12 protein-coding genes are annotated in these 20,143 nt (G+C 69.1%); 3 read left to right on the top strand and 9 right to left on the bottom strand.

Features of this window, described 5'->3' with window-relative positions; translation table 11 throughout:
• A partial coding sequence (locus tag Q664_RS41325; RefSeq protein ID WP_043409422.1) for an nSTAND1 domain-containing NTPase occupies positions 1–3,463 on the bottom strand: 3,463 nt, incomplete at its 3' end.
• 272 nt (positions 3,464–3,735) lie between these two features.
• Between Q664_RS41325 and Q664_RS41330 the strand changes: the two genes are divergently transcribed.
• Positions 3,736–5,586, top strand: a complete 1,851-nt coding sequence (locus Q664_RS41330) for a hypothetical protein (protein WP_043409425.1) — start codon at positions 3,736–3,738, stop codon at positions 5,584–5,586.
• Positions 5,587–5,642: 56 nt separating this feature from the next.
• Here the strand turns inward: Q664_RS41330 and Q664_RS53380 are convergent, their stop codons facing one another.
• The 3 genes from Q664_RS53380 to Q664_RS41345 form a co-directional block, all read right to left on the bottom strand.
• On the bottom strand, positions 5,643–8,117 hold the full coding sequence (locus Q664_RS53380; protein WP_052519322.1) for an Ig-like domain-containing protein: 2,475 nt from the start codon (positions 8,115–8,117) through the stop codon (positions 5,643–5,645).
• A 141-nt stretch (positions 8,118–8,258) separates the two neighbouring features.
• Entirely contained in the window at positions 8,259–8,930 is a 672-nt protein-coding gene (locus Q664_RS41340; protein WP_043409428.1) for a hypothetical protein, read from the bottom strand.
• A 30-nt stretch (positions 8,931–8,960) separates the two neighbouring features.
• Positions 8,961–12,095 carry a TonB-dependent receptor gene (locus Q664_RS41345; protein WP_043409432.1) on the bottom strand — a complete coding sequence of 1,045 codons (3,135 nt, stop codon included), beginning with the start codon at positions 12,093–12,095 and terminating at the stop codon, positions 8,961–8,963.
• 277 nt (positions 12,096–12,372) lie between these two features.
• Here Q664_RS41345 and Q664_RS41350 point away from each other — a divergent pair, with 277 nt between their 5' ends.
• Entirely contained in the window at positions 12,373–14,187 is a 1,815-nt protein-coding gene (locus Q664_RS41350) for a DUF4231 domain-containing protein (protein ID WP_043409435.1), read from the top strand.
• Between the two features lie 25 nt (positions 14,188–14,212).
• Here Q664_RS41350 and Q664_RS41355 read toward each other — a convergent pair whose 3' ends face one another.
• Positions 14,213–15,412 (bottom strand): MFS transporter, encoded by a 1,200-nt coding sequence (locus Q664_RS41355; protein ID WP_043409438.1) that lies wholly within the window; start codon positions 15,410–15,412, stop codon positions 14,213–14,215.
• A 33-nt stretch (positions 15,413–15,445) separates the two neighbouring features.
• Between Q664_RS41355 and Q664_RS41360 the strand changes: the two genes are divergently transcribed.
• Positions 15,446–16,045 (top strand): hypothetical protein, encoded by a 600-nt coding sequence (locus tag Q664_RS41360; protein WP_043409440.1) that lies wholly within the window; start codon positions 15,446–15,448, stop codon positions 16,043–16,045.
• A 13-nt stretch (positions 16,046–16,058) separates the two neighbouring features.
• Here Q664_RS41360 and Q664_RS41365 read toward each other — a convergent pair whose 3' ends face one another.
• The 4 genes from Q664_RS41365 to Q664_RS41380 form a co-directional block, all read right to left on the bottom strand.
• Complete coding sequence (locus tag Q664_RS41365) at positions 16,059–17,870, bottom strand: tyrosinase family protein (protein ID WP_043409442.1); 1,812 nt, start codon at positions 17,868–17,870, stop codon at positions 16,059–16,061.
• Positions 17,867–18,568, bottom strand: coding sequence for a YebC/PmpR family DNA-binding transcriptional regulator (locus Q664_RS41370; protein WP_043409443.1), 702 nt, complete (start codon positions 18,566–18,568; stop codon positions 17,867–17,869). Before Q664_RS41370 ends, Q664_RS41365 begins: the two co-directional genes overlap by 4 nt.
• A 68-nt stretch (positions 18,569–18,636) precedes the next feature.
• The gene (locus tag Q664_RS53385; RefSeq protein WP_052519323.1) at positions 18,637–19,140 is read right to left on the bottom strand and encodes a type IV pilin protein; all 504 of its coding nucleotides are present in this window, start codon (positions 19,138–19,140) and stop codon (positions 18,637–18,639) included.
• 44 nt (positions 19,141–19,184) lie between these two features.
• On the bottom strand, positions 19,185–20,111 hold the full coding sequence (locus Q664_RS41380) for a hypothetical protein (protein WP_043409445.1): 927 nt from the start codon (positions 20,109–20,111) through the stop codon (positions 19,185–19,187).
• Between the last annotated feature and the right edge of the window lie 32 nt (positions 20,112–20,143).

Here is a 20,143-nt window from a genome sequence, read left to right on the forward strand (position 1 = left end):
TCCCGTCCTTGCTGGCCGTGGCGATGCGCCTGGCGTCGGGACTGAAGCTGGCGGACCACACCTCCGCGGTGTGGCCCGAGAGCACGAGGAGGCGTCTGCCCGTGGCCGCATCCCAGAGGCGCGCCGTGCCATCATTGCCGGTGGTGACGATGCGTGTTCCATCGGGACTGAAGGTCGCGCCCAGCGTGGAGCCGGCATGCCCCGGCAGGGACAGGAGGAGCCTGCCCGTGTCCGTATCCCAGACGCGCGCCATTCCATCATCACCGGTGGTGACGGCGAGCGTCCCCGCGGAAGTGAAGTCCGCCGCGGTGCCGGGCAGGGTGATGGAGACCTTTCCGGAGGCATCCCAGAGGCGCGCCGTGCCGTCGAGGCTGGTGGTCACCACGGTCCCGCCATCGGGGCTGAAGCTGGCGCCCAGCACCGCGTTGGTGTGCCCCGAGAGGGTGGTGAGCAGCCATCCGGAAGCCACATCCCAGATGCGCGCGGTGCCATCCTCGCTGGCGGTGACGACGCGCGCGCCATCCGGGCGGAAACCCGCGTCCACCACGGGCCCGGTGTGCCCCACGAGGGTGGCGAGCAGCCTGCCGGAGTCCGCGCTCCACAGGCGCGCCGTCCCATCCAGGCTGGCGGTGACGAGGCGCGTGCCATCGGGGCTGAAGCTGGTGCCCTGCACCTGCGCGCCGTGCCCCGAGAGGACGGCGAGCTGCTCGCCGGAGTTCGCGTCCCACAAGCACGCCGTCCCATCCTCGCTGGCGGTGACGAGGCGCGTGCCATCGGGCGAGTACCGCGCCTCCCAGACCGCTCCCTGGTGTCCCGAGAAGGTGACGAGCAACCCGCCGGTTTCCACGTCGCGGATGCGCACCGTGCCCTCCTTGCTGGCGGTGACGGCCCGCGTGCTGTCGGGGCTGAACATGGCGAAAACCACCTCCTCGGGACGCTTCGCGAGGAGCCGGAGCGGCCTGCCCGAGGCCGCATTCCAGGTGCGTACCGTGCCATCACGGCTCACGGTGATGACGCGCTTGCCGTCCGGGCTGAACCGGGCATCCCAGACCGCGTCCGTGTGCCCCGAGAGGACGGCGAGGAGCCCGCCAGAGGCCACGTCCCAGATGCGCGCCGTCCCATCCAGGCTGGCGGTGACGGCGCGGGAGCCCTCGGTGTCGAAACGGGCGCTTCCCACCGGGCCGGTGTGTCCCTTCAGGGTGACGAGGAGCCGTCCGGAGGACACCTCCCAGAGGTGCACCGCGCCCTCGCTGTTGGACGCGATGACGCGTGAGCCATCCGGGTGGAACGTGGCCCGGCTGACGAGGTTGGTGGTGCCCCGGAGGACCATCAGGGCCGGCTCGAGCTGCCACGCGGACAGGGCCCTCGCCACGTGCTCCGTAGGGGAGATGAGGTAGGCCTGCTGGATGAGGAGGAGGCTGCGCTGCGGGTCCTCCTTGAGCCCCAGCAAGGCATTGGCCGTCAGCTCACGCGAGAGGGCCACGTCCCGCTCCTGCCGCGCCTCCCTCCAGAAGGAGACGATGCCCACCGAGCCCATGGTGAGCACCAGGGCCAGCACGCGCAGCCGCTGGGTCGCCCTCCGGGCCACCCGGGCCCGTGCCGCCTCGGCACGCCTGCCCGCCTCCGCCACCCGGGCGAGCTGCTGCGTGCGTTCCATCTCCTCCCGCCGGCGGCGCTCCTCCGCGCGCTTCTCCTCGTCGCGGCGCTCCATGCTCGCATCCAGGAAGTCGCGCTCGCGCTCGTTCAGCGGTCCAGGCTTCCCCGAGAAGCACTCCTCGGCCTCCAGGAGACGGGAGCCGGTGTACAGGTAGCTGGCGTCCCGCTGGTGCTCCGCCCACTCGTGGGCCGCATCCGTCAGCCGCCGGTGGACGCTCAGCACCCGGCGGTTCTCGTCCAGCCACCCACGCAAGGTGGACCACGTCTGGATGAGGATCTCGTGCGCCACCTCCACGCTGCTCTCGTTCACGATGACGAGCCGGGCCTCGGGCCCCGACAACACCTGGAGGACATGCTCGACCTGGGCGGAGGGCGTCTCGGGGAAGCTCAGCTCGGCGCGCGGGATGCGCCGCCGGGTGTCCGGAGTGCCCTCGCCCAGCGCCGTCAACCGCAGGAAGAGCCTCTTGGCGATCTCCCGCTGCGGCGGGCTCAGTGCCTCGTAGCAGGCCTGCGCGCGCCGCTGGAGGGCTCCGGCCACGCCTCCGCTCGTCTCGTAGGCGGACAGGGTCAGCCAGGCACCGTTGCGCGCCCGCCACAGCTCGTAGAGGGCATGCTCGAGCAGGGGCAGCGAGCCGGGCGCCTGGGACACGTCCTTCAGGATGGCACTCACCAGCCCCTTCTCCAGGAAGGCGCCCACGACCTGCGCGGGCCGGATGATGGCATCCCGGAGCGCCTCCGGCCCCATGCTCCCCAGCAGGACCTCGTGATCCTGCAGCAGGGTCCGCAGCGCGGGCACGCGCAGGCAGCGCTCGAAGAAGTCCGCGCGCAGGGTGATGATGACCCGGATGGTGCCGCCTCCGTGCTCGACGGCATCCCGCAGGTTGTCGATGAGGGCCATCGCGGACTTCGAGAGGTTTCCGTCCGGGGAATAGGTGAAGAGCTCCTCGAACTGATTCACCACGAGCAGGAAGCTCCCCGGTTGGTCGGCCGTCAGGGTCGCCACCACGGTCCGCAAGGCATTGCCCTCCGAGGCCAGCCGCTCGTGGATCGCATCCGCGGTGTCCAGGCGGCTCTCGGCGGGCCCCAGCGTCGCGAGCTGGTCCGCGAGTCCCCGGAGGGGACGGCCTCCCGGAGTCATCGTCCGGCAGCGCGGCGGGGCGTCGTCTCCCTGGCCGAGCCGCTCGAGGCGCGGGAGGACTCCGCCGAGCACCAGGGAGGACTTGCCCACTCCCGAGGCCCCCACCACCGCCAGGAAGGCGGAGCGCTCGAGCCGGGCGAGCACCAACTCGATCTCCGGCTCGCGGCCGAAGAAGAACCGGGCGTGCCGCTTGCCGAAGGGCAGCAGGCCCCGGTAGGGCGCCGGCTCGTCCGGGAGCAGGAAGGTGTCCTGCTCGGGTGCCTGGCCCTTGATGCCCGCCACCAGGCGGGTGAAGGCGGCGGCATCCTCCAGCCCGGCCCGGAAGTCCACCCAGGTGCGCTGGGCCAGGAAGCCCGTGACATCCTTCGTCCTCGCACCGGGAAGGAGCACGGGGATGACGCGGTACTCGTCCCGGGTGCGCACCGCGTTGGCGAGCGCGACACGCACCTCCTCGTCGTGCCAGGGCGCCACACCCGAGGGCCCGAAGAAGACGGCCACCGCCTGGCTCTCCGCCAGTGCCTCTTCCAGACCGGGTTGCCAGCTCGTGCCCGGCACCAGGTGCCATTTGTCCAGGAAGGGCTGGAGCCCGGCCTCGGACCGCAGACGCTCGGCCAGGGCCTCGACAGAGGCCTTGTCCTGGCTGTTATGGGAAAGGAATACATCGAACATCCCCCGCCCTCATGGCCTTCGTTGTCCATCCTCCAAGGTAGACACACCTTCATCGGGAAGAAGGACAGCGCCCGGCCCCTTTGTGACGACCCCTGGCGAGTGTCCTTGTTGTCTCTCTCCTCAAACATTCCTGGCCAATCATGGAAGCGAGGAAGGCGGATTCCTCATCCCAGCCCCTGCGCGCGAGACCTCTGTCGCGGCCTGGGCGGCGTGGTCATGGCATACATGCTGCTCCTGCTGGTGGCCTGTTGGACCACCAAGAGGAGAGGTGCATGAGGGAATCCATCATCCGTTGTGGACTGGTCGTGGCCTGCATTCTCGCGGGCTGCGGGGGCGGCGTGGAGGAGACGGTGGCGGAGGAGCGGCGGCCGGACGAGCCGGATGAGCCGGTGACAGCGCTGCATGTCCCCACCACCCAGACGGAGCCCCTCCTCATCAAGGCCATCTACCGGGACACCACGGTCCGGACGCTGCTTCAGTTGAGCCTCGTCGAGTCAAACATTGGCAGGCCGCCGGTCTACATTCCCACCTCCAGGCCGCGCCGGGAGCCCAACTCGCTGGACATCCCGTTCATGAACCCGCTCAACGCGCTGAAGTTGAATGGCCCGCTTCCGGGCAAACAGTTTTCGGGCCTGGGAAGAGACTTCAGATCCTTCGACACCGAGTACGCCGATCCCGCTCCCTCCGGGGACGTGGGTCTCGAGCATTATGTCCAGACCGTCAATGACTCTCTCGCGGTGTTCGACAAGAAGGGGACCGGGCTGGTCGCGCCCATGTCCGCCCGTAATCTGTGGCTCGGTACCGTCTGCGAGGCGGCGGCGCTCGCGGACGGCATGGTCCGCTACGATCAACTGGCCGGGAGCGAGCCCGGCCGGGGGCGCTGGATCATCACGCATCGGGGTTTCCTCGCTGCTCCCGTGCGCGAGGAGGACGAGCCGCGGGTCGCGCTCGGGGCCCTGGAGCCGGTCTCGACGGCGGCCATGTCCTCGGGCCCCAGCGCACTCTGGACGAGTGCCGACAAGCACTACCAATGCGTGGCGGTCTCGGAGACGAACGATCCCACCGGCCGTTATCACCGGTACATCTTCGAGTTCGAGGCCTTCAATGACGCTCCGAAGCTGGGGGTGTGGTCCAACGCCTATTTCCTGACGGTCTCCATGTCCCGCCGGGAGGGCGAGGTGCTCCTGCCTCGCAGGGCGAGGATTTGCGCCATGGAACGGGAGAAGATGGTGAAGGGCCAGGCGGCGAGGATGTTGTGTTTCGATGTGGCGAGTCACGCCAAACACTACGCGGACCTGCTGCCCGCCGATCTGGATGGCGAGGAGCCGCCGCCCGCGGGCTCACCCCACTACGTGTTCTCCCTGCGCCAGACGAAGGCCAGGTCCCATGAGTTGTACAATCGGATCGCCGTCTGGACGTTCGAGGTGGACTGGGGCCAGCCGAAGCACAGCTCGCTCACGGGTCCCTTCGAGTTCCGCGTGGAGCCCTTCGAGCAGGGCTTCCTGGTGAGGCAGAGGAACGAGTCGACGAGGCTGAATCCCCTGGGGTACAAGCTGACGGGCCGGGCGCCCTACCGCAACTTCAAGAGCCACCAGTCCATCCTCCTCACCCACTCCATCCCGACGCGTATCGAGGACGGGGAGGCTCGGGGCAGTGGCCTGCGCTGGTACGAGCTTCGCCTGGAGCCGGCTTCGTCCGGCCAGCTGCCCCGTGTCCACCAGTCTGGCACCTATGCGCCGGGTGGGGGCTTCCGATGGATGGGCAGCATCGCCTTCGACAAGGCCGGCAACATCGCCCTGGGCTACTCGCTCTCCATCCCCACCGCGACCCAGGCCAACCCCACCACGCTCCTTCCCTCCCTCGGCTACACGGGCCGGACGAGGGACTGTCCAGCGGGGACGATGGCTCGCGGGGAGATGACGCTCAGGAGGGGGGAGGCCAACCAACGGACGCTGGCCTGGGCAACCAACAGTTCCCTCACCGTCGACCCGGTGGATGGCTGCACCTTCTGGTTCACGGCGCAATACATGCCCCGCAGCCCGTCCTCGGTGAGGGATTGGAGCACCCATATCGGGGCCTTCCAGTTGCCGGGCTGTCTGAACCCGGCCCCCACCTGCCAGTGAAGCGGTGCTCCAGTACCGGAACCTCCCCGGTGCTGGAGCACCCGGTCTTCCGCTCCTCACGGAGGGGCGGAGGCGCCGCTCCGTTCTCCGAGGCTCACGGGTGTCGAGCGGAGCCGCACGTCCAGCGTCGCATCGTCGATGAGGAAGCTGGTGGCACGCGAGGCGTTCTCCTCGCTCTCGAACACGAGGCGGAGGGTCTTCCCGCGGAAGCGAAGCAGATCCACCCGGGCCAGGACATAGTCCGGGCCCGCGTCGAGGTTGCTGTAGCGGGCCAGGGTGGCCACCCCATGGCCGCTGGAGTCGAGCAGCCGCACCCTCAAGGTGTCGCTCGGACTGGAGGCCGCCGTCTCGCTGGTGTTGATGCGCACCCAGAATGCCAGCTCGGCGGCGCAGGCCTCCTCGGGGATGGTGAGCTCCTGGACCAACATGTCGCGGTGTTTCTCGCCGTAACCACCCAGCCAGGCCCGCCAGGCGCCCGTGCGGGCCGGGAGGGCGGGGCTGGTGAGCGAGCTGATGACTCCTCCCGTGGCGCTCCAGCCCGTGAGGCCCTCCTCGAAGCCCGGGTTGGCCAGCCGCTGCCCGGCCGGGCCACAGTCGTGGTTGGCGACGATGACAGACGTGGAGAGCTGGCCCACGTTGCCAGCCGCGTCGTGGGCCTTGATGAGCAACTCGTGGCGGCCATCGGGCACCTCCGTGCTGTCCCACTCGAGGCGGTACGGGGCATGCTCGTCGGTGTCCACCCGCCGCCCGTCCACGTACAGCTCCACCCGTGTGACGCCCACGTCGTCCTCCGCCTCGACGAGGACGTCCACCTCGTCCCGCACGATGGCGCCGCTGCTCGGAGAGAGCAGGGTGAGGGTGGGCGCCATCACATCACAGTCAGCCAGCCGGAACGAGCCGAGGCGGGTGCTCCACCGCGCGTTGACGGGGACCACTTCATCATCATCGCCGCCGCCTTCCCAGGCCACTTCCAAGGGCAGCGGTGTGTTGATGTACATGGACGTGTACCAGAAGGTGCAGCCATCCACCGGATCGACGTTCATGGAGCTGTAGTCCCCCCACCGGGTCCGCTCGTAGGCGGCACGTCCCTTCACCAGGGTGTTCTCGCGGGCCATCTTCCCCAGGAGATCCGAGGCCCGCCGGCCGGTGTAGTGGATGGAGGGGAATCGCTCGCGGCTGGAGAGGGAGTAACCCAGGGCGATGTTGCCCTTCGCGTCGGCGGCGATGCTGCCCATCCAGCGGTAGTGGGAGTCCGGCGCGTAGGTTCCCTGCTGGTACACGGTGGGGGACTCCAGGTGACGGAGCTCGTACCAGCGCATCCCGCCGCGATCCTCGTCCGCCTGGACGGAGTGGGTGAGGAGGACGGACTGATGGCTCTTGAAGTTGCGGTAGGGCGCGCGGTTCATCAGCCTGTCCCCCAGGGAAGCCAACGCGCTGGTGAAGCCTGGCTGGGGAACGCAGGTGCCTCCACCGCACAGCCTGGAGAAGGGCGCCACCGGAATGGAGAGGGGGCCGGTGAGGCTGCTGCTGGCCGGCTCGTCCCAGTCCACGTGGAACCTCCACATCTCCAGCGTGGAGGTCTCGCCCAGCCCGAAGACGGGGTTGGGTTCACCCGGAGGCGGTAGGACCGGGCCGTCCAGGTCGGCGGGGAGCAGCGACACGGAGAGCGTGTCGAAACACTGCATGGCGGCGGGTTCTCCCTTCAACATGCGGGCCCGCTCCAGGGCGCAGACCCGGGCATTGATGTCGCCCGTTCTCGTCTCCATGTTGAACGTCATGTAATAGGCATCCGGCCAGAGTCCGAGCTTCGGGTAGTCGTTGAAGGCCTCGAACTCGAAGGCATACCGGTAGTAGCGGCCGGTGGGATCACCCGTCTCCGACACCGCCACGCATTCGAGAAAGGGTCCGAGGCGGCGCCCTGTCGAGAACTGGGTGACGACCCAGCGGTCGGCCAGATGATCGTAACGAATCACGCCATCACCCTCATTGGTGTTGGCACAGGGACTCGCGAATCCCTCCCACAGCGTACGGGTGGGCACGGGCCCGAACAGGACGCGCCCACGCTTGTCGAACACGGAGATGCCAGCGTTGACGATCTGCATGTAATGATGGGGCCCGACGTCCCCAGCGGGATCCGCCGGCACGAGCATGTCCTGGAAGGGACCACTCGGCCCGAAGAAGTCCTGCCCCATGCCCTCCACGTTGATGATCGGGTCGGAGACCTTCCAGGGGAGCGGCTGGCGTTGGATGAGGGGATCTCCGGACGGTGGGAGCCAGGACGGCGAGGGTGGACGTTGCAGGCGTGGTCTCTCCACGGGCGGTTGCGCGGGAGGCACCGGGAGCTCCCTCAGCGGCTTCGACAAATCCCAGGCGGTGGGTGGGATGACCTGGGCCCCGTAGCGGATGGACTCCTGGGGGGCCTCCCCCGCGGGCGCGACCAGCTCCCCTGCTTCCACCCGCTCTTGCGTGGTACCGCCACAGCCCGCGAGCACGCATGCCGCGAGCAGTCCCTGAATGACTTGCTGCCTCATCGCTTCCTCCCTTGGTTGGAATGGACGAGGCTTCGTCAGCAGCACACGTGCCATGGCACGCGGAGGGGTGGTGTTGATACTTCCCATGCACCCGGGGGTGGATTCAGGGGAAATGGCTTTCCCATGAGCTCCAGACGAGTTCTATGGAAGGGTAGCGGGTGGACGCCGCGCTGGGACACAGCTCAGCAGGCTGGGGTCGCAGGTGACGGCGAAGTCGGGGGGAATGCTCTCGGATTGTTGGCAGAGGCTGTCGTCTGGCTCGCCGGGCGAGTCCTCCGCCTCGCAGGGGACATCCCCGGGCCACATGGCCCAGACCTCGTAGCGGCTGGTGCACCCATCCGCCGTGTACTCCAGGTCCGCGCTCAATTGAGTCCCCGGTACCTCCGGCAACGCCACGAGCCGGACGTTGCTCCAACGATAGACGGCATCCGCGGGGAGCACCCGCAGTGGATCCTCCGGGACGTGCTTCTCCGCGACCGAGAGGGAGGCAATGGTGCAGAAGCCGTCCGCATCCGCCTCCGCCGGCAGCACGCCGAGCGAGTAGGGGAGATGCTCGGGATCCAGCTCATCCGTCGCATCCATGTCGTTGAGTGTCCGTGGCTTGAGTGCGAGGAGTTGTTCTCCCGTGGGCTGGGTGTATTTCTGGAGGCCGAGCAGCTCCCCCGGAAGTCCAGGGCAGGTGTTCGTGCCCACGGGTTTGTAGGTGGCCACCCAGTCGACCCCTTGGAGCGGGCAGCCGAGCGCGGGTGGCCGCGTGGCACAAGAAACGGTGAGGGCCACGGTCATCGCCAACCCCACGAGGTGTCGTGTCATCTGTGGACTCCTGGCGGTTGCTGGCTCGCGCTAGAACGACAGCCGGGCGCTCAACCGGATGGATCGTGGCAACTGGTAGGCGATGGGCTGGCCGAAGTTCGCGTTGAGCGCTCGTGGATCGAGCGGCTCGCCGTCCGGGCCCCGCAGCTCCGTCAACTGCTCCCGCGTCCCGTTCGGGATGGGGCGTACGACCGAGAACGTATAGTTCTCGTCGTAGGCGATGGCCGCCTGGAAGTTGAAGAGGTTGAACACCTCCACGCCTGCCGAGGCGAGCAGGGTCTTCGATAGCCTGTAGGTGACCGCCAGGCGGGTGTCGATCCGGTGGAACCAGGGCAGCCGTCCGGCGGAGCCGCGGGGGAGGATATAGATTTGACCCGGGCCAAACACCTCGTCAGCCCCGAGATGGTTGTAGGGTGCCCCCGAGCTGCCGAAATACGAGAGGCCGAGCTGGAGGCCCAGGTCCGGACCGAAGATGAACTCCCGGGCGGCGAATACTCGAAGCTGGTGCGTGCGGTCCGCTGGCAGCGGGCCCTCGCGGTTGATGGACAGCGCGGGTGAATCGAAGTCGGTGTTGTTGTTCGGATTCAGCTCATTGCTCTCGGTACGGAACAGGCCCTCGTAGTTCCCTCGCAGGGAGGAGAGCGTATAGCTCGCCTGGAGCAGCCACTGCTCCGCGAAGGTCCTCTGGAGGAAGAGGGTTCCCGCGTCGTACGTCCGCGTGGCCTTCTCGAAGTCCTGTCCCAGGCCATATCCCGGATTGCCGATGAAGTACGTCCTCGCTCCATCCCGGCTCATGCTCTCCACGATCCTGTTGAGGGAGCGCCGCGTATAGGAGATGCCGACCCGGAGGTGGGGGATGAGCTCGTACTCCCCACCGGCGATCCACTCGTCCGTGGACTGGGCCTGGATGTCCGGATCCACGAGGGGGCTGCTCCCTCCCTCCGCCCGCCACAGCCGGCTGGGGTCCAGGGGGGATGTCTCCACCTGGTAGGGCAGCCGTGCGCGATCCGCGGAGCACGCCTCCCGCGCCCCGGGTGCCAGGGGATCACAGACCTCCGCGCTCTTGCGCGAGAGCACCCTGGGCTCGATCGGGAAGGTGTTGTCGATGAGGTTCAGGGGGATGTTCTCGAAGTAGCGCGCGTAGCTGGCGAAGAGCCGGGAGCGGCCGGCGCGGGTCGGGTCCACGATGAGACCCAGCCGGGGTGACCACTGGTTGGCGAGCACCAGTTCGCGTTGATCCTGTCCCTGGAACCACTGGACGTCGTAGCGCAGGCCCAGGTTGAAGGTGACGAGGTCCAGCACGTTCCAGCTGTCCTGCACGAAGCCACCGAGTGTCCTGGATCTGGAGAGCGCCCGGTAGGAGTCGAGGAGGTTCACCTGGTCCGGGCCGAGCAGGCGTCCGTACTGGATGGCGTCCTCGAAGTAGTCTCCCTCCGCCGACTCGAACAGCTGGCTGCCGCCGCTCATCGCCCGGAGGTGATCGTAGCGCGTCCACTCCGCATCCAGGCCCGCCTTGAGCACATGCTGACCCGCGGCCTTCACCAGCAGGGTGCCGGTGAGTCTTCCCTGGTACCGGTCCAGTGTCCGCTCGTCCAGGAAGCCCGGGCCGCCGCTGATGTAGCCGAAGGCCGGGCAGAGCAGCGCCGCCTCCTCCGGCGTGGTGCCACAGACGGAGGGCTCCGGCAGCGACTCGAAATCCAGGATCGAGTGCTCGTAGGGGAGGAATCGTTGCCAGCTGACCTGGGAGATGTCCGACAGGCCCTCCCTGCTGCCCGCTCGCGTGCCATCCGAGGCGCGGATGGCGCTCTCCTGGTGGTGCCAGCCCAGCGTGACGTCCAGGAGCAGGTGCTTGTTGAAGAACGAGGAGGCGGACTTGAGCCCCACGTCCAGGCTGTTCCTGAAGCGTTGGGTACTCAGGGCCTCGGGCATCCCCTGGATGACCGACACTTCCGGTGCGCCGTTGTCCGAGAGGAAGGAGAAGCGCCCCGGGCCGCCCGAGGAACCTGGAGTGCCCAGCACCGAGAACGTCACGGTGTGGTTCTGGCCCGCCAGGTACGTCAACTTCCCGATGTACTGCAGGCCCCGCTGGTCCGCGAAGAAGGACTGCTGCGTCCCCTCGATGCGTCTCGTCCTCGTGGTGCCGTCCTCGTTCAGGATGGGCAGCCCGTTCTCGTCGAGCTCCCGCACGTTGAGGTTGCGCTCGAGCTGGTAGCGGGTGAACGAGGGCGCGATGCCCACGTAGAACCAGAGCTTGTCCCGGAGGAGGGGGCCACCCAGCTCGACGCCGAAGTCCCCCAGGTTCCACAGGGACTCCTGGCCGGAGATCGCCCCCACCTCCTGGCGGATCTCCCTGCCTCCGGTGGCGAGCGCCCCCGGTGTGTAGTTGCCGAACACGGAGCCGTGGAATTCGTTGGAGCCGGACTTCGTCACCACGTCGACCACGCCTCCGGTGGCACGGCCGTACTCGGGCAGGTAGCCGCCGGTGAGGACGTTCACCTCCTGGATGAACTCGATGCTCAGCGGTGTGCCATTGACCCCCGTGCTGGGATCGTTCACCGAGATGCCATCGATGAGGTACTGGTTCTCGGGGGACGTGGCGCCGCTGATGGAAGTCCCGTAGGGATCCGTGGTCGCACCGGGCGCCAGCTCCGCCAGGGACTCGAAGGAGCGCGCCGCCCCGTTCTTTCCGCCCGGCGCGATGACGACGATGTCTCGCAGGAACTCCCCGCTGACGTTCACCCCGGTGCTGGTGGAGCCCACGTCGATGGTGGGGGCATGACCCACCACGAGGATCTCCTCGCTCAAGGCCGAGTCGGGGAGCAGCTCCACGTTCACGCGCACCGAGTAGCCCAGCCGCAGGGTGACATCGTCGCGCGAGAAGGGCCGGTAGGCCTCCTTGTCGAAGCGCAACGTGTACTGGCCGGAGGGGAGCTGGGAGATGCGGTACAGGCCGGCTTCGTCGGTGACAGCCACCTGCTCACCCTGGAGACGTGGGGAGCGGGCGGTCACCACCACGTCCGGGACGGGTTGTTTCGTCGTGGAGTCGATGACGGTGCCAAACAGCACCGAGCTCCCCTGGGCCGGGGCCATGCTTCCCAGAAGACAGGTGACCAGCGCCAGGCTCCAGGAGACCACGCTCCGGACAGCCTGATGGGAAACGCGCATGGGCTCCTCCCCCCCCCTCGCGGAGCGGTTGATGGTAGTGGGTCTCCGTACCGTCATCCGGCCCCGGACATCCATCACCCTCACGGCAGACCCGGCGGTTGACTCTCCGACGCCCCCGGCCCGGTGGACGCCACGGGCCGATGGGGGCTCGGACGGACGGGTGGGGAGCCCAGGGGCGGGCGAGGCGCGAGGATGTCCCCAGCGGCACGTTCTAACTTGATGGATGCGCGGGGAGGTGATGGGCCTCGCTCAGCCCGCGCCTCCACGGAGGAGCCTCATGGTGAGCTGGCGCGCTGTCCATCACCGGGGCCGTTCCGGGCGGGCCGAGCCACGGCGGCCAGGCCCCGAGGCTCCCCTGCCGCCCATCCAGACGGGTGCGCTTCACTTCGCGAATGGGCACCCGGCCCGGCGGGTGACGGTGCCTCCCGACGCGGACGCCGCGGGTGTGTTGCGGGCGCTCGGCATCCAGCGCCCCCATGCACTGCTGCTGCTCCTCGGCGGCGCGGACGAGCTGGACGCGGCCCTCGGCGCGCGCGTGGAGCGACTCTTCAACCGGGGGCTCGTCCCCGTCTCCACCGAGGGGGGGGCCCTCCTCCTCGATAGGGGAACGCGTCAGGGGCTCATGGGCTTCATCGGGCGGGGGCTCGCCGAGCGCGGCCATTCCTGTCCTCTCGTGGGGGTGGCTCCCGAGGGATGCGTGCTCCTTCCGGGTGGCTCCACCGGCGGACAAGCGCCCCCTCGCGCTGAGCTCGAGCCCCACCACTCCCACTTCGTGCTGGTTCACGGCGATGCCTGGGGCGCTGAAACGGACATGCTGTTCCGCCTCGCCTCGACGCTCGCGGGCGAGGTGCCCGTGCTCGTCGTCCTCGTGAACGGCGGAAGCACCGCGAAGGAGGAGGTGCTCCGGTCCGTGCGGCGCCACTGGCCCATCGTCGTCATCCAGGGGAGCGGGCGGCTGGCGGACGAGATCGCCACGGCCCTCCAGGCGCCTCGGCTCTCCACGGAGGACCCCCTGCTGGCGGAGATTGTCGGCGAGGGCCGCCTCACGCTGTTTCCCCTGGAAGGGGCCGCTGACGCCTTCGGCCACCTGCTGCGGCGCCACCTCGGGGAGCAGACGGTGCTCTCGTTGGGGTGGCAGCGTTTCGCGAGCCATGACACCAATGCCGCGCGTGCGCAGCGCACCTTCCGCAGGCTCCAGCTCTGGGTGCTGGTGCTGGGGGTCTCGAGCACCGCGGCCGTCCTGTTGAAGACGCAGCTCGTGACGTCCGGTACAGGGACGCCGTTCCTCGCGCGGTTGCTCCAGTCCGCCATCCTCGTGATGGCCGCGAGCATGACCATCCTCGTTACCGCGACGAGCCGATTCAGGGCGGGGAGCAAGTGGATCCACCTGCGCGCCAATGCCGAGGCCATCAAGCGCGAGCTCTACTTCTACCGCTGCCAGACATGTCCTCACGTCGCGCGGCCTCCAGGCCCTCATGCGCGGGAGCTCGTGCACAAGCTGGAGGTTCTCAGCCACCCGTCCACGAGCGAGGAGCCCTTCTTCACTCCGCTCCGCTCCTACAAGGGGCCGCTGCCTCCTCCGGGGGGCGTGGCGCCAGGGGACGATGGTTTCAGCCCGTTGACGCCGGCACGCTATCTCCAACTGCGGCTGGATGATCAACTCGCCTACTACCACCACCGCATCGATGCGCTCGACCGGCAGTGGGTGGCGCTGCAGTGGGCCGTCACCATCCTGGGCGGTATCGGGACGGTGCTGGCCGCCCTCGAGCTGGCGCTGTGGGTGGCCCTGACGACGTCCTTCGTGATGGCGCTCACCACCTACGTGGGCTCCCAGCAGACCGAAGCCAGGCTCACCCGATATCAGCGGGCCGCCACCACTCTGGAGAACATCAAGGCCTGGTGGAGTGCGCTCTCCCCGTCGGCTCAGTGCGGCTACCGCGAATTCGACACCCTCGTCGAGGAGACGGAGCGAGTCATCCAGGGCGAGGTGCATGGCTGGGTGCAGGACATGAAGGAGGTCCTCCTGCGGCTCGATGCCAGGCACGAGCGTGACCCCGAGAAGGCACCCACTCCGTCCGCTCCCATGCATTGACGGGGGGCGGGACGGCCCCGCTGACTCAGCCGCGCTGTCTTCCCAGTCCCTCCCGCTTCAGCAGGGCCCCGAGCAGGGTCGCTCCGAGTGCGATGAGTGCTCCCGCGGTGAAGGGGGCGCTGGCACCGAGGGACTTGTACAGCGCGCCGCTGGCCACCGGGCCCAACGTGCGAGCGAGACCTCCCGAGGATTGTGCCAGCCCGAGGGTCAGGCCCAGCAGCGAGGGATTGGCGGCCTGGGAGGCCAGACTTCCCAGGAGGGGCTGGATGAGGCCGAGCCCCGTGCCGAGCAGGAAGACGGAGGCGATCAAGGCGAGGGGCTGGGCCGCGACGCTCACGCCCAGCATGCCGGCGCAGAGCACCAGGGTGCCGAGCATGAGCAGGCGTACCTCGCCCACGGCCTTGGACAGCGGGCCGATGAGGCCCCCCTGGATGACGAGCCCCAGCCCCCCCACCAGGGCGAAGACGTACCCCACCTCCTTCGCGCCCCAGCCGAGCCGCTCCTGGGCGAGCAGGGCGAAGGCCACCTGGAGTGTCGTCATGGAGAGGAAGACGAAGAAGTAGAGCAGCAGCATGATCCTCAGCGCGCGCTGCCGGGGCGAGCTGTGGAACACGCTCAGCCGCGAGGGGGGCTTCGCCGCGGTGGCGCGGTTCGGATGGGTCTCGGGCATGGCCAGGAGCACGCCGATCGCGCCGAGCAGGGCGAGCGCTCCCGCCGCCAGCGGGGGGAACCACGCTCCCCACTGGGAGAGCTGTCCGCCGATCATGGGGCCCAGGACGAGCCCCAGGCCGATGCCGGCCCCGAGCCGGCCCATCGCCTGGGCACGGTTCTCGGACGGGGTGACGTCCGCGAGCACGGCCTGGCACGCCGAGATGTTGCCCGAGGTGGCACCCGCGAGGATGCGCGAGACGAAGAGGAGCGGCAGCAGGTGGTGGTAGCTGGCCAGCGAGAAGAGGCCCATGGCCACCGCGTTGGCCGCGAGGCTCACCAGGATGATGGGCCGGCGGCCGTAGCGATCCGAGAACCGCCCGAGGAGCGGGGTGGCGAGCAGCTGCGTGAAGGAGAAGCTGCCGAGCAGCACGCCGACGGTGAGCTCCGAGCCTCCCATCGACTGGACGTAGAAGGGCAGGAGCGGGATGACGATGCCGAAGCCCACCAGATCGAGGAATACCGTCATGAAGACGAGCACTTCGATCCGGCGGTGCGGCCAGGGGGCTGGGGCCATGCCCGCACTCTATTTCATGGCACCGTTGAGGGCATGATGGAGGACATGATGAAGGGCATGATGAAGGGCATGATTCGCACGATGTCGTTGCTGTGGGTGTCCCTCGCGCTCGCCGCCTGCGCCCGCTCCACCGCGTCCCAGCGCGTGGACGGGGATAGCCTGGCCCTGGCCTTCAAGCCCTCCGTGACGGTGCTGCTCGAGCACCGCGACGAGCTGGCCCTCACCGCCGAGCAGGTGGACCGCTTCGAGAAGTTGGAGTTCACCCTCCACGAGAAGAACATCGGGCTCCAGCACCAGCTGGAGACGCTGCGGGCCCAGAGCAAGAAGGACAACCGGCCCTGGCACGGGGGCTACATGGGCGGCGGGACGCATGACGCCCACGGAGGAAAGGGCAGCAGCTCGGGGCCGCCGGACGCCGAGCAGGCGCGTCTCGCCCGGCGCGATCGGCTGGAGCGCATCGGCTCCATGCTGCGCGAGATGCAGGACAACGACACGCTGTCCTACATGGAGGCGGAGAAGGGGCTGAGCGATGCGCAGAAGCCCCGCGCGCGCGAGCTCTTCACCCAGGAGCGCGAGAAGCTGCTCAAGGAGCTCGAGGCCCTCCACTTCCAGCTGCGCAAGGGCGACTACTGACGCCGCCCGTGCCTCAGGGCGTGACGTGGTGGATCCAGATGTTCCGCGTCGCGAGGTGGGACTGCGTGAGCATGTCCGCGATGCGCTGCCCCGGGGGCACGGGCCGGTGGAACGGGTCGCCCGGTTCCCGCTCCTCGTTCCAGGGCGTGAGCATCACCATGAAGCGGAAGAGCATGCCCTCGCGCCGGCCGCGCGGCAGCAGCAGGTTCGCGGGCCAGCCGCGCTCGTGCACCACGGACGCGAGGCTCGCCGGCCGGAAGATGACCGCCTGCTCCGAGGGCCGCAGCGTGTGGTCGAACCGGTCCATCTCCATCCACATGCGGCGATCCTCGGCGAACGCATCCGCCGCCAGGTAGATGCGCACCGTCACCTTCTGCTCGTGCGGCAGCAGGTTCTCCACCCGGAAGAAGGAGTGGAAGGGCTCGTGGGACAGGTGCTGCTTCACCACCTCCCGCCCGTCCGGCAGGCGCACCACCTGTTGCGCCATGAAGGTGTTCAGCGCGTGCGTGCTCGCGCGGAAGGAGGGGGGAGGGCTGGTCCAGTACTCTCCCCCGAAGGTGGCCTCGCCCCACCGCTGGCCGTCGAAGTCCGGGGACGTCCCGCCGGGGATGTCCTTGACGAAGCACAGGAGGATGTCCGGGCTCTGGTGGGCCGGGTAGATGCCCTCGCCGAGCCACTTGCGCACCAGCACCTGGGGGCCGTGGGAGACGTCGTACGGCGGCAGGTGCGTGCTCCGCCAGGCGTCGAGGATGTCGTCCACGTGGCGGTGCCAGCGGTAGAAGAGCGGATCCCTCGCCGCGGTGGCCGGGGAGGTGAGCACTCCGGGCAGGCCCGTCTTGTTCTGGGGCGACGTCAGGCAGCCGAGCAGCACGTGGCCCAGGTGGTGGTGCGCGCCGTAGGGGCCGAGCGGGTCCGCCCAGGCCTCGCCATCCACCGAGCCCGGGTTGGACTCGGCCGTGTCGGCCAGTTGCTCCAGGTGCTCGATGACCACGGGCGACTCGTCCCGCCACAACAGCCCCGAGGAGGCCGCGGTGAAGAGGCGGTCGCGGCGCATGGCGTGGTCGGTGACACCGTAGCCGGGCAGGTCTCTCGGGCTCAGGCCGGGAGGCCGGGGCGCGAAGCCGGGCAGCCCCGCGTCATAGCCCTCGTTGATGGGGGAGGCGTAGTCCCCCAGGGGCACGGTGCGCGGCATGCCGAACCCCAGCCGCTCCGTGTCGTAGCGGGCCAGCAACTGCTGGCGCAGGCACGCCAGCAGCTCCGCCCGTCCCTCCGGGCGCAGGCGGCGCTCGGGGTTCGCGGGGTCCGGGTGGCCCGCCGCCGGGTACAGCACGGGCCACGCGTCCACGTGCTCGTTGAGCCCACTGTCCTCGCGGAAGTAGTCCAGCCACATCTCCGCGCCGGGCGTGCCGGGGTTGCCCTTCCGGGGAATCTCGGGGCGCCCCGAGGGCAGCACCTGGTGGGGGGCGCGCTCCCTCAGGGGCGGCACGGACAGCCGGCGGCCCTCGGGGTGGTGGGCGATGAAGACGCGCAGCGCGTACTTCGCCCACTCGGGGTCCCCAGCCAGGGCCTGCCGCTCGGCCTCGTCCAGCACCGCACCCAGTCCCTCGTCGCCCGGCCGCGTGTTGGCCAGCTCCATGAAACGGGCCGCCAGGGACAGCGCGAGCTGGAGGTGGGACGGCAGGAAGGGGAGGAACCGATTCTGGAAGGAGGGAGGCCCGAACGGCGAGGGCTCCCGCCGGGCCGTCATCGGCAGCGGGGTGGGGGAGGACTCCCGGCTCAGCAGTGCCCGGGCCCGCTCCTGTGGCTCCACCGGCGCGGGGCTCACTTGAGGCCGACGTAGATGTTCTGGACGTCGTCGTCCTCGTCCATGGCTTCCAGGAAGGCCTCCACCTCGGTGCGCGCCTCGCCCTCGAGCGACACCGGATTCTTGGCCACCCACGCCAGGTTCTGCGCGCTCACCGTCCAGCCCATGCCCGTCAGGGCGCGGCTCACGGTGTCCAGGTCCGTGGGCGCGGTGAGGAAGCGCGTGGCGCCCTCCTCGCCGGGCTCCAGCTCCTGCGCGCCCGCTTCGATGGCGGCCGTCTCGGCATCCGCACCCGCTTCAGGCGGCGTGGCCTCGATGACGCCCAGGCGGTTGAAGTCCCAGGACACCGCGCCGCTGGTGGCGATCTGCCCCTTGCGGAACAGCAGCCGGACGTTGGCGGCGGTGCGGGTCTTGTTGTCGGTGAGGCACTCGACGATCACCGGCACCTGGTGCGGGGCGAAACCCTCGTACGTCACCAGCTCGTAGTTCACCGGCTCGTCCAGCAGGCCCGCGCCCTTCTTGATGGCGCGCTCCAACGTGTCGCGCGGCATCGAGGCCTTCTTCGCCGCGTCCATCGCCATGCGCAGGCGGGGGTTGCTGCCCGGATCCGCACCCCCGGCCTTGGCGGCGATGATGAGTTCCTTGACCAGCTTGGTGAAGAGCCTGCCCTTCGCGGCCGCGTGCTCCGTGCGGCCCTTGTGCTTCCATTGAGCGCCCATGGAGTGCGCTCCTACCTCATTCCGGGGCCGCGTTCATCAACTCCGCGGCCCGGACCGCCGGGCGGCGCTCAGAAGTGGTCGCCGTACGCGGACTCCGACATGCGCTGCCACATGCCGTCCATGAGCCGGAACTTGATCTCCTTGAAGCTGATCAGCCCGTTGTTGTTCAGGTCGCCCTTGGCCGTGACGACCAGATCTCCGTCGCCATTGAGCTGGACCTCGTAGCGGTAATAGAGGTAGCCGTCGGGCGCCCAGCCCAGGTCCTTCCAGTGGCCCAGCTCCATCTTGAAGGGCTGCTTCTTGCCGTTCGGCTCCTCCGACGGATTGAACGGCAGGTCCGGCGCATCCCCTCCCGGGAACTTCCCGCCGTGCGAGCTGGTGTACTCGTTCAGCACGCGCATGATGGAGTTCATCATCAGCTCCCGCTCGGCCTGCTTCGAGCGCAGCATGATGTTCTGGAACTCCGGCAGGGCCACCGTGGACAGCAGGCCGACGATGCAGACGACGATCATCAGCTCGATCAGGGTGAAGCCGCGCCGGGGGTGGACGGGGTGAAGCTTTCGGTTCGCCATGACATGCCTCCTTCGAGGCGACAGGAAAGAGAGGACCGCGAGTTTCACGGTTGGGTATTGCCCGCGGTGGCCGGAGCCTTCGCGGTGGGGACGAGGAGCCAGGTGCCCGGCCCCTGGGAGTTGAGCTCCATGCCACTGGCCTCCTGCTGCTTGAACCACGCCTCCTGCTGCGGCGTGGCGGGCCCCGTGCGCAGCGAGCGCACCAGGAGCGAGCCGTTGGACGCGTTGGGGATGACAACGGTATCCGGAGGTGCGCCCGGCTGGGTATAGGCGGAGGGGGGCGTCACGGTGTTCGGGCCCTGGGTGCCGTGATAGGCGGCCACCAGGGCCACCGCCAGGCCCAGCCCCACGAACAGCACCTTGTTCGACTTCTTGGGCGCGTTCCGCGGATCCGGCTCCTGCGGCTGGAAGGTCACCTTGCCGGTGGCCGCGGGCTTCTTCGGCGCCGGATGCGGGTGGGCGGGTGCGGCCGTCTGGGCCGCGGCCGCCTTCACGTTGGTGGAGAAGTCCACCGCCTCCTGGGTCAGCGTCTCCCAGGTGCGATCAATGGCGAGCCCCAGGTCCGGGGTGGCGGGCGTCGCGGCGCGCAGCGTCTCCAGGGACCGGTCCACCTCGGCGAGCAGCGCCTCGAGCGCCGTCCGATCCACCCGGCCTCCGGCGGTCAGCAGCAGATCCTGCGCCGCCGCCAGGCGCCAGCGCACCGCGACGGCCTCCCGCAGGGAATCGGCGAGGCCCTCGTCCATGAGCGCCTCGCGCTCGGGCAGGGTCAGCTTCTCCTGCAGCCTGCGGGCGTTGGGCAGGGAGATCGCCAGCATCCGCTTGCCGCACAGCACCTCCAACGCCTGGGTCTGGGAGGGCACGTTGCCGGGCCAGATCGCGGGCTGCTCCAGCTTCTTGTGAGCATGCGCCACCGCATCGGCCAGGCTCTCATCCGTAGTCGGGGGAACGGGGGTCTGCTGATCGTTTGACATGGGCCCACGCGGGAAGACGGGGCCTCCATCAT

Origin of the sequence: Archangium violaceum Cb vi76 (assembly GCF_000733295.1) — a bacterium.
Taxonomy (GTDB): domain Bacteria; phylum Myxococcota; class Myxococcia; order Myxococcales; family Myxococcaceae; genus Archangium; species Archangium violaceum.

Excerpts from the sequence above, each read along its gene's own strand:
- Q664_RS41350 (WP_043409435.1), top strand. The coding sequence starts at position 12,373 with ATGGTGAGCTGGCGCGCTGTCCATCACCGGGGCCGTTCCGGGCGGGCC.
- Q664_RS53385 (WP_052519323.1), bottom strand. The coding sequence starts at position 19,140 with ATGGCGAACCGAAAGCTTCACCCCGTCCACCCCCGGCGCGGCTTCACC.
- Q664_RS41355 (WP_043409438.1), bottom strand. The coding sequence starts at position 15,412 with ATGGCCCCAGCCCCCTGGCCGCACCGCCGGATCGAAGTGCTCGTCTTC.
- Q664_RS41340 (WP_043409428.1), bottom strand. The coding sequence starts at position 8,930 with ATGACACGACACCTCGTGGGGTTGGCGATGACCGTGGCCCTCACCGTT.
- Q664_RS41330 (WP_043409425.1), top strand. The coding sequence starts at position 3,736 with ATGAGGGAATCCATCATCCGTTGTGGACTGGTCGTGGCCTGCATTCTC.
- Q664_RS41380 (WP_043409445.1), bottom strand. The coding sequence starts at position 20,111 with ATGTCAAACGATCAGCAGACCCCCGTTCCCCCGACTACGGATGAGAGC.
- Q664_RS41345 (WP_043409432.1), bottom strand. The coding sequence starts at position 12,095 with ATGCGCGTTTCCCATCAGGCTGTCCGGAGCGTGGTCTCCTGGAGCCTG.
- Q664_RS41370 (WP_043409443.1), bottom strand. The coding sequence starts at position 18,568 with ATGGGCGCTCAATGGAAGCACAAGGGCCGCACGGAGCACGCGGCCGCG.
- Q664_RS41360 (WP_043409440.1), top strand. The coding sequence starts at position 15,446 with ATGATGGAGGACATGATGAAGGGCATGATGAAGGGCATGATTCGCACG.
- Q664_RS53380 (WP_052519322.1), bottom strand. The coding sequence starts at position 8,117 with ATGAGGCAGCAAGTCATTCAGGGACTGCTCGCGGCATGCGTGCTCGCG.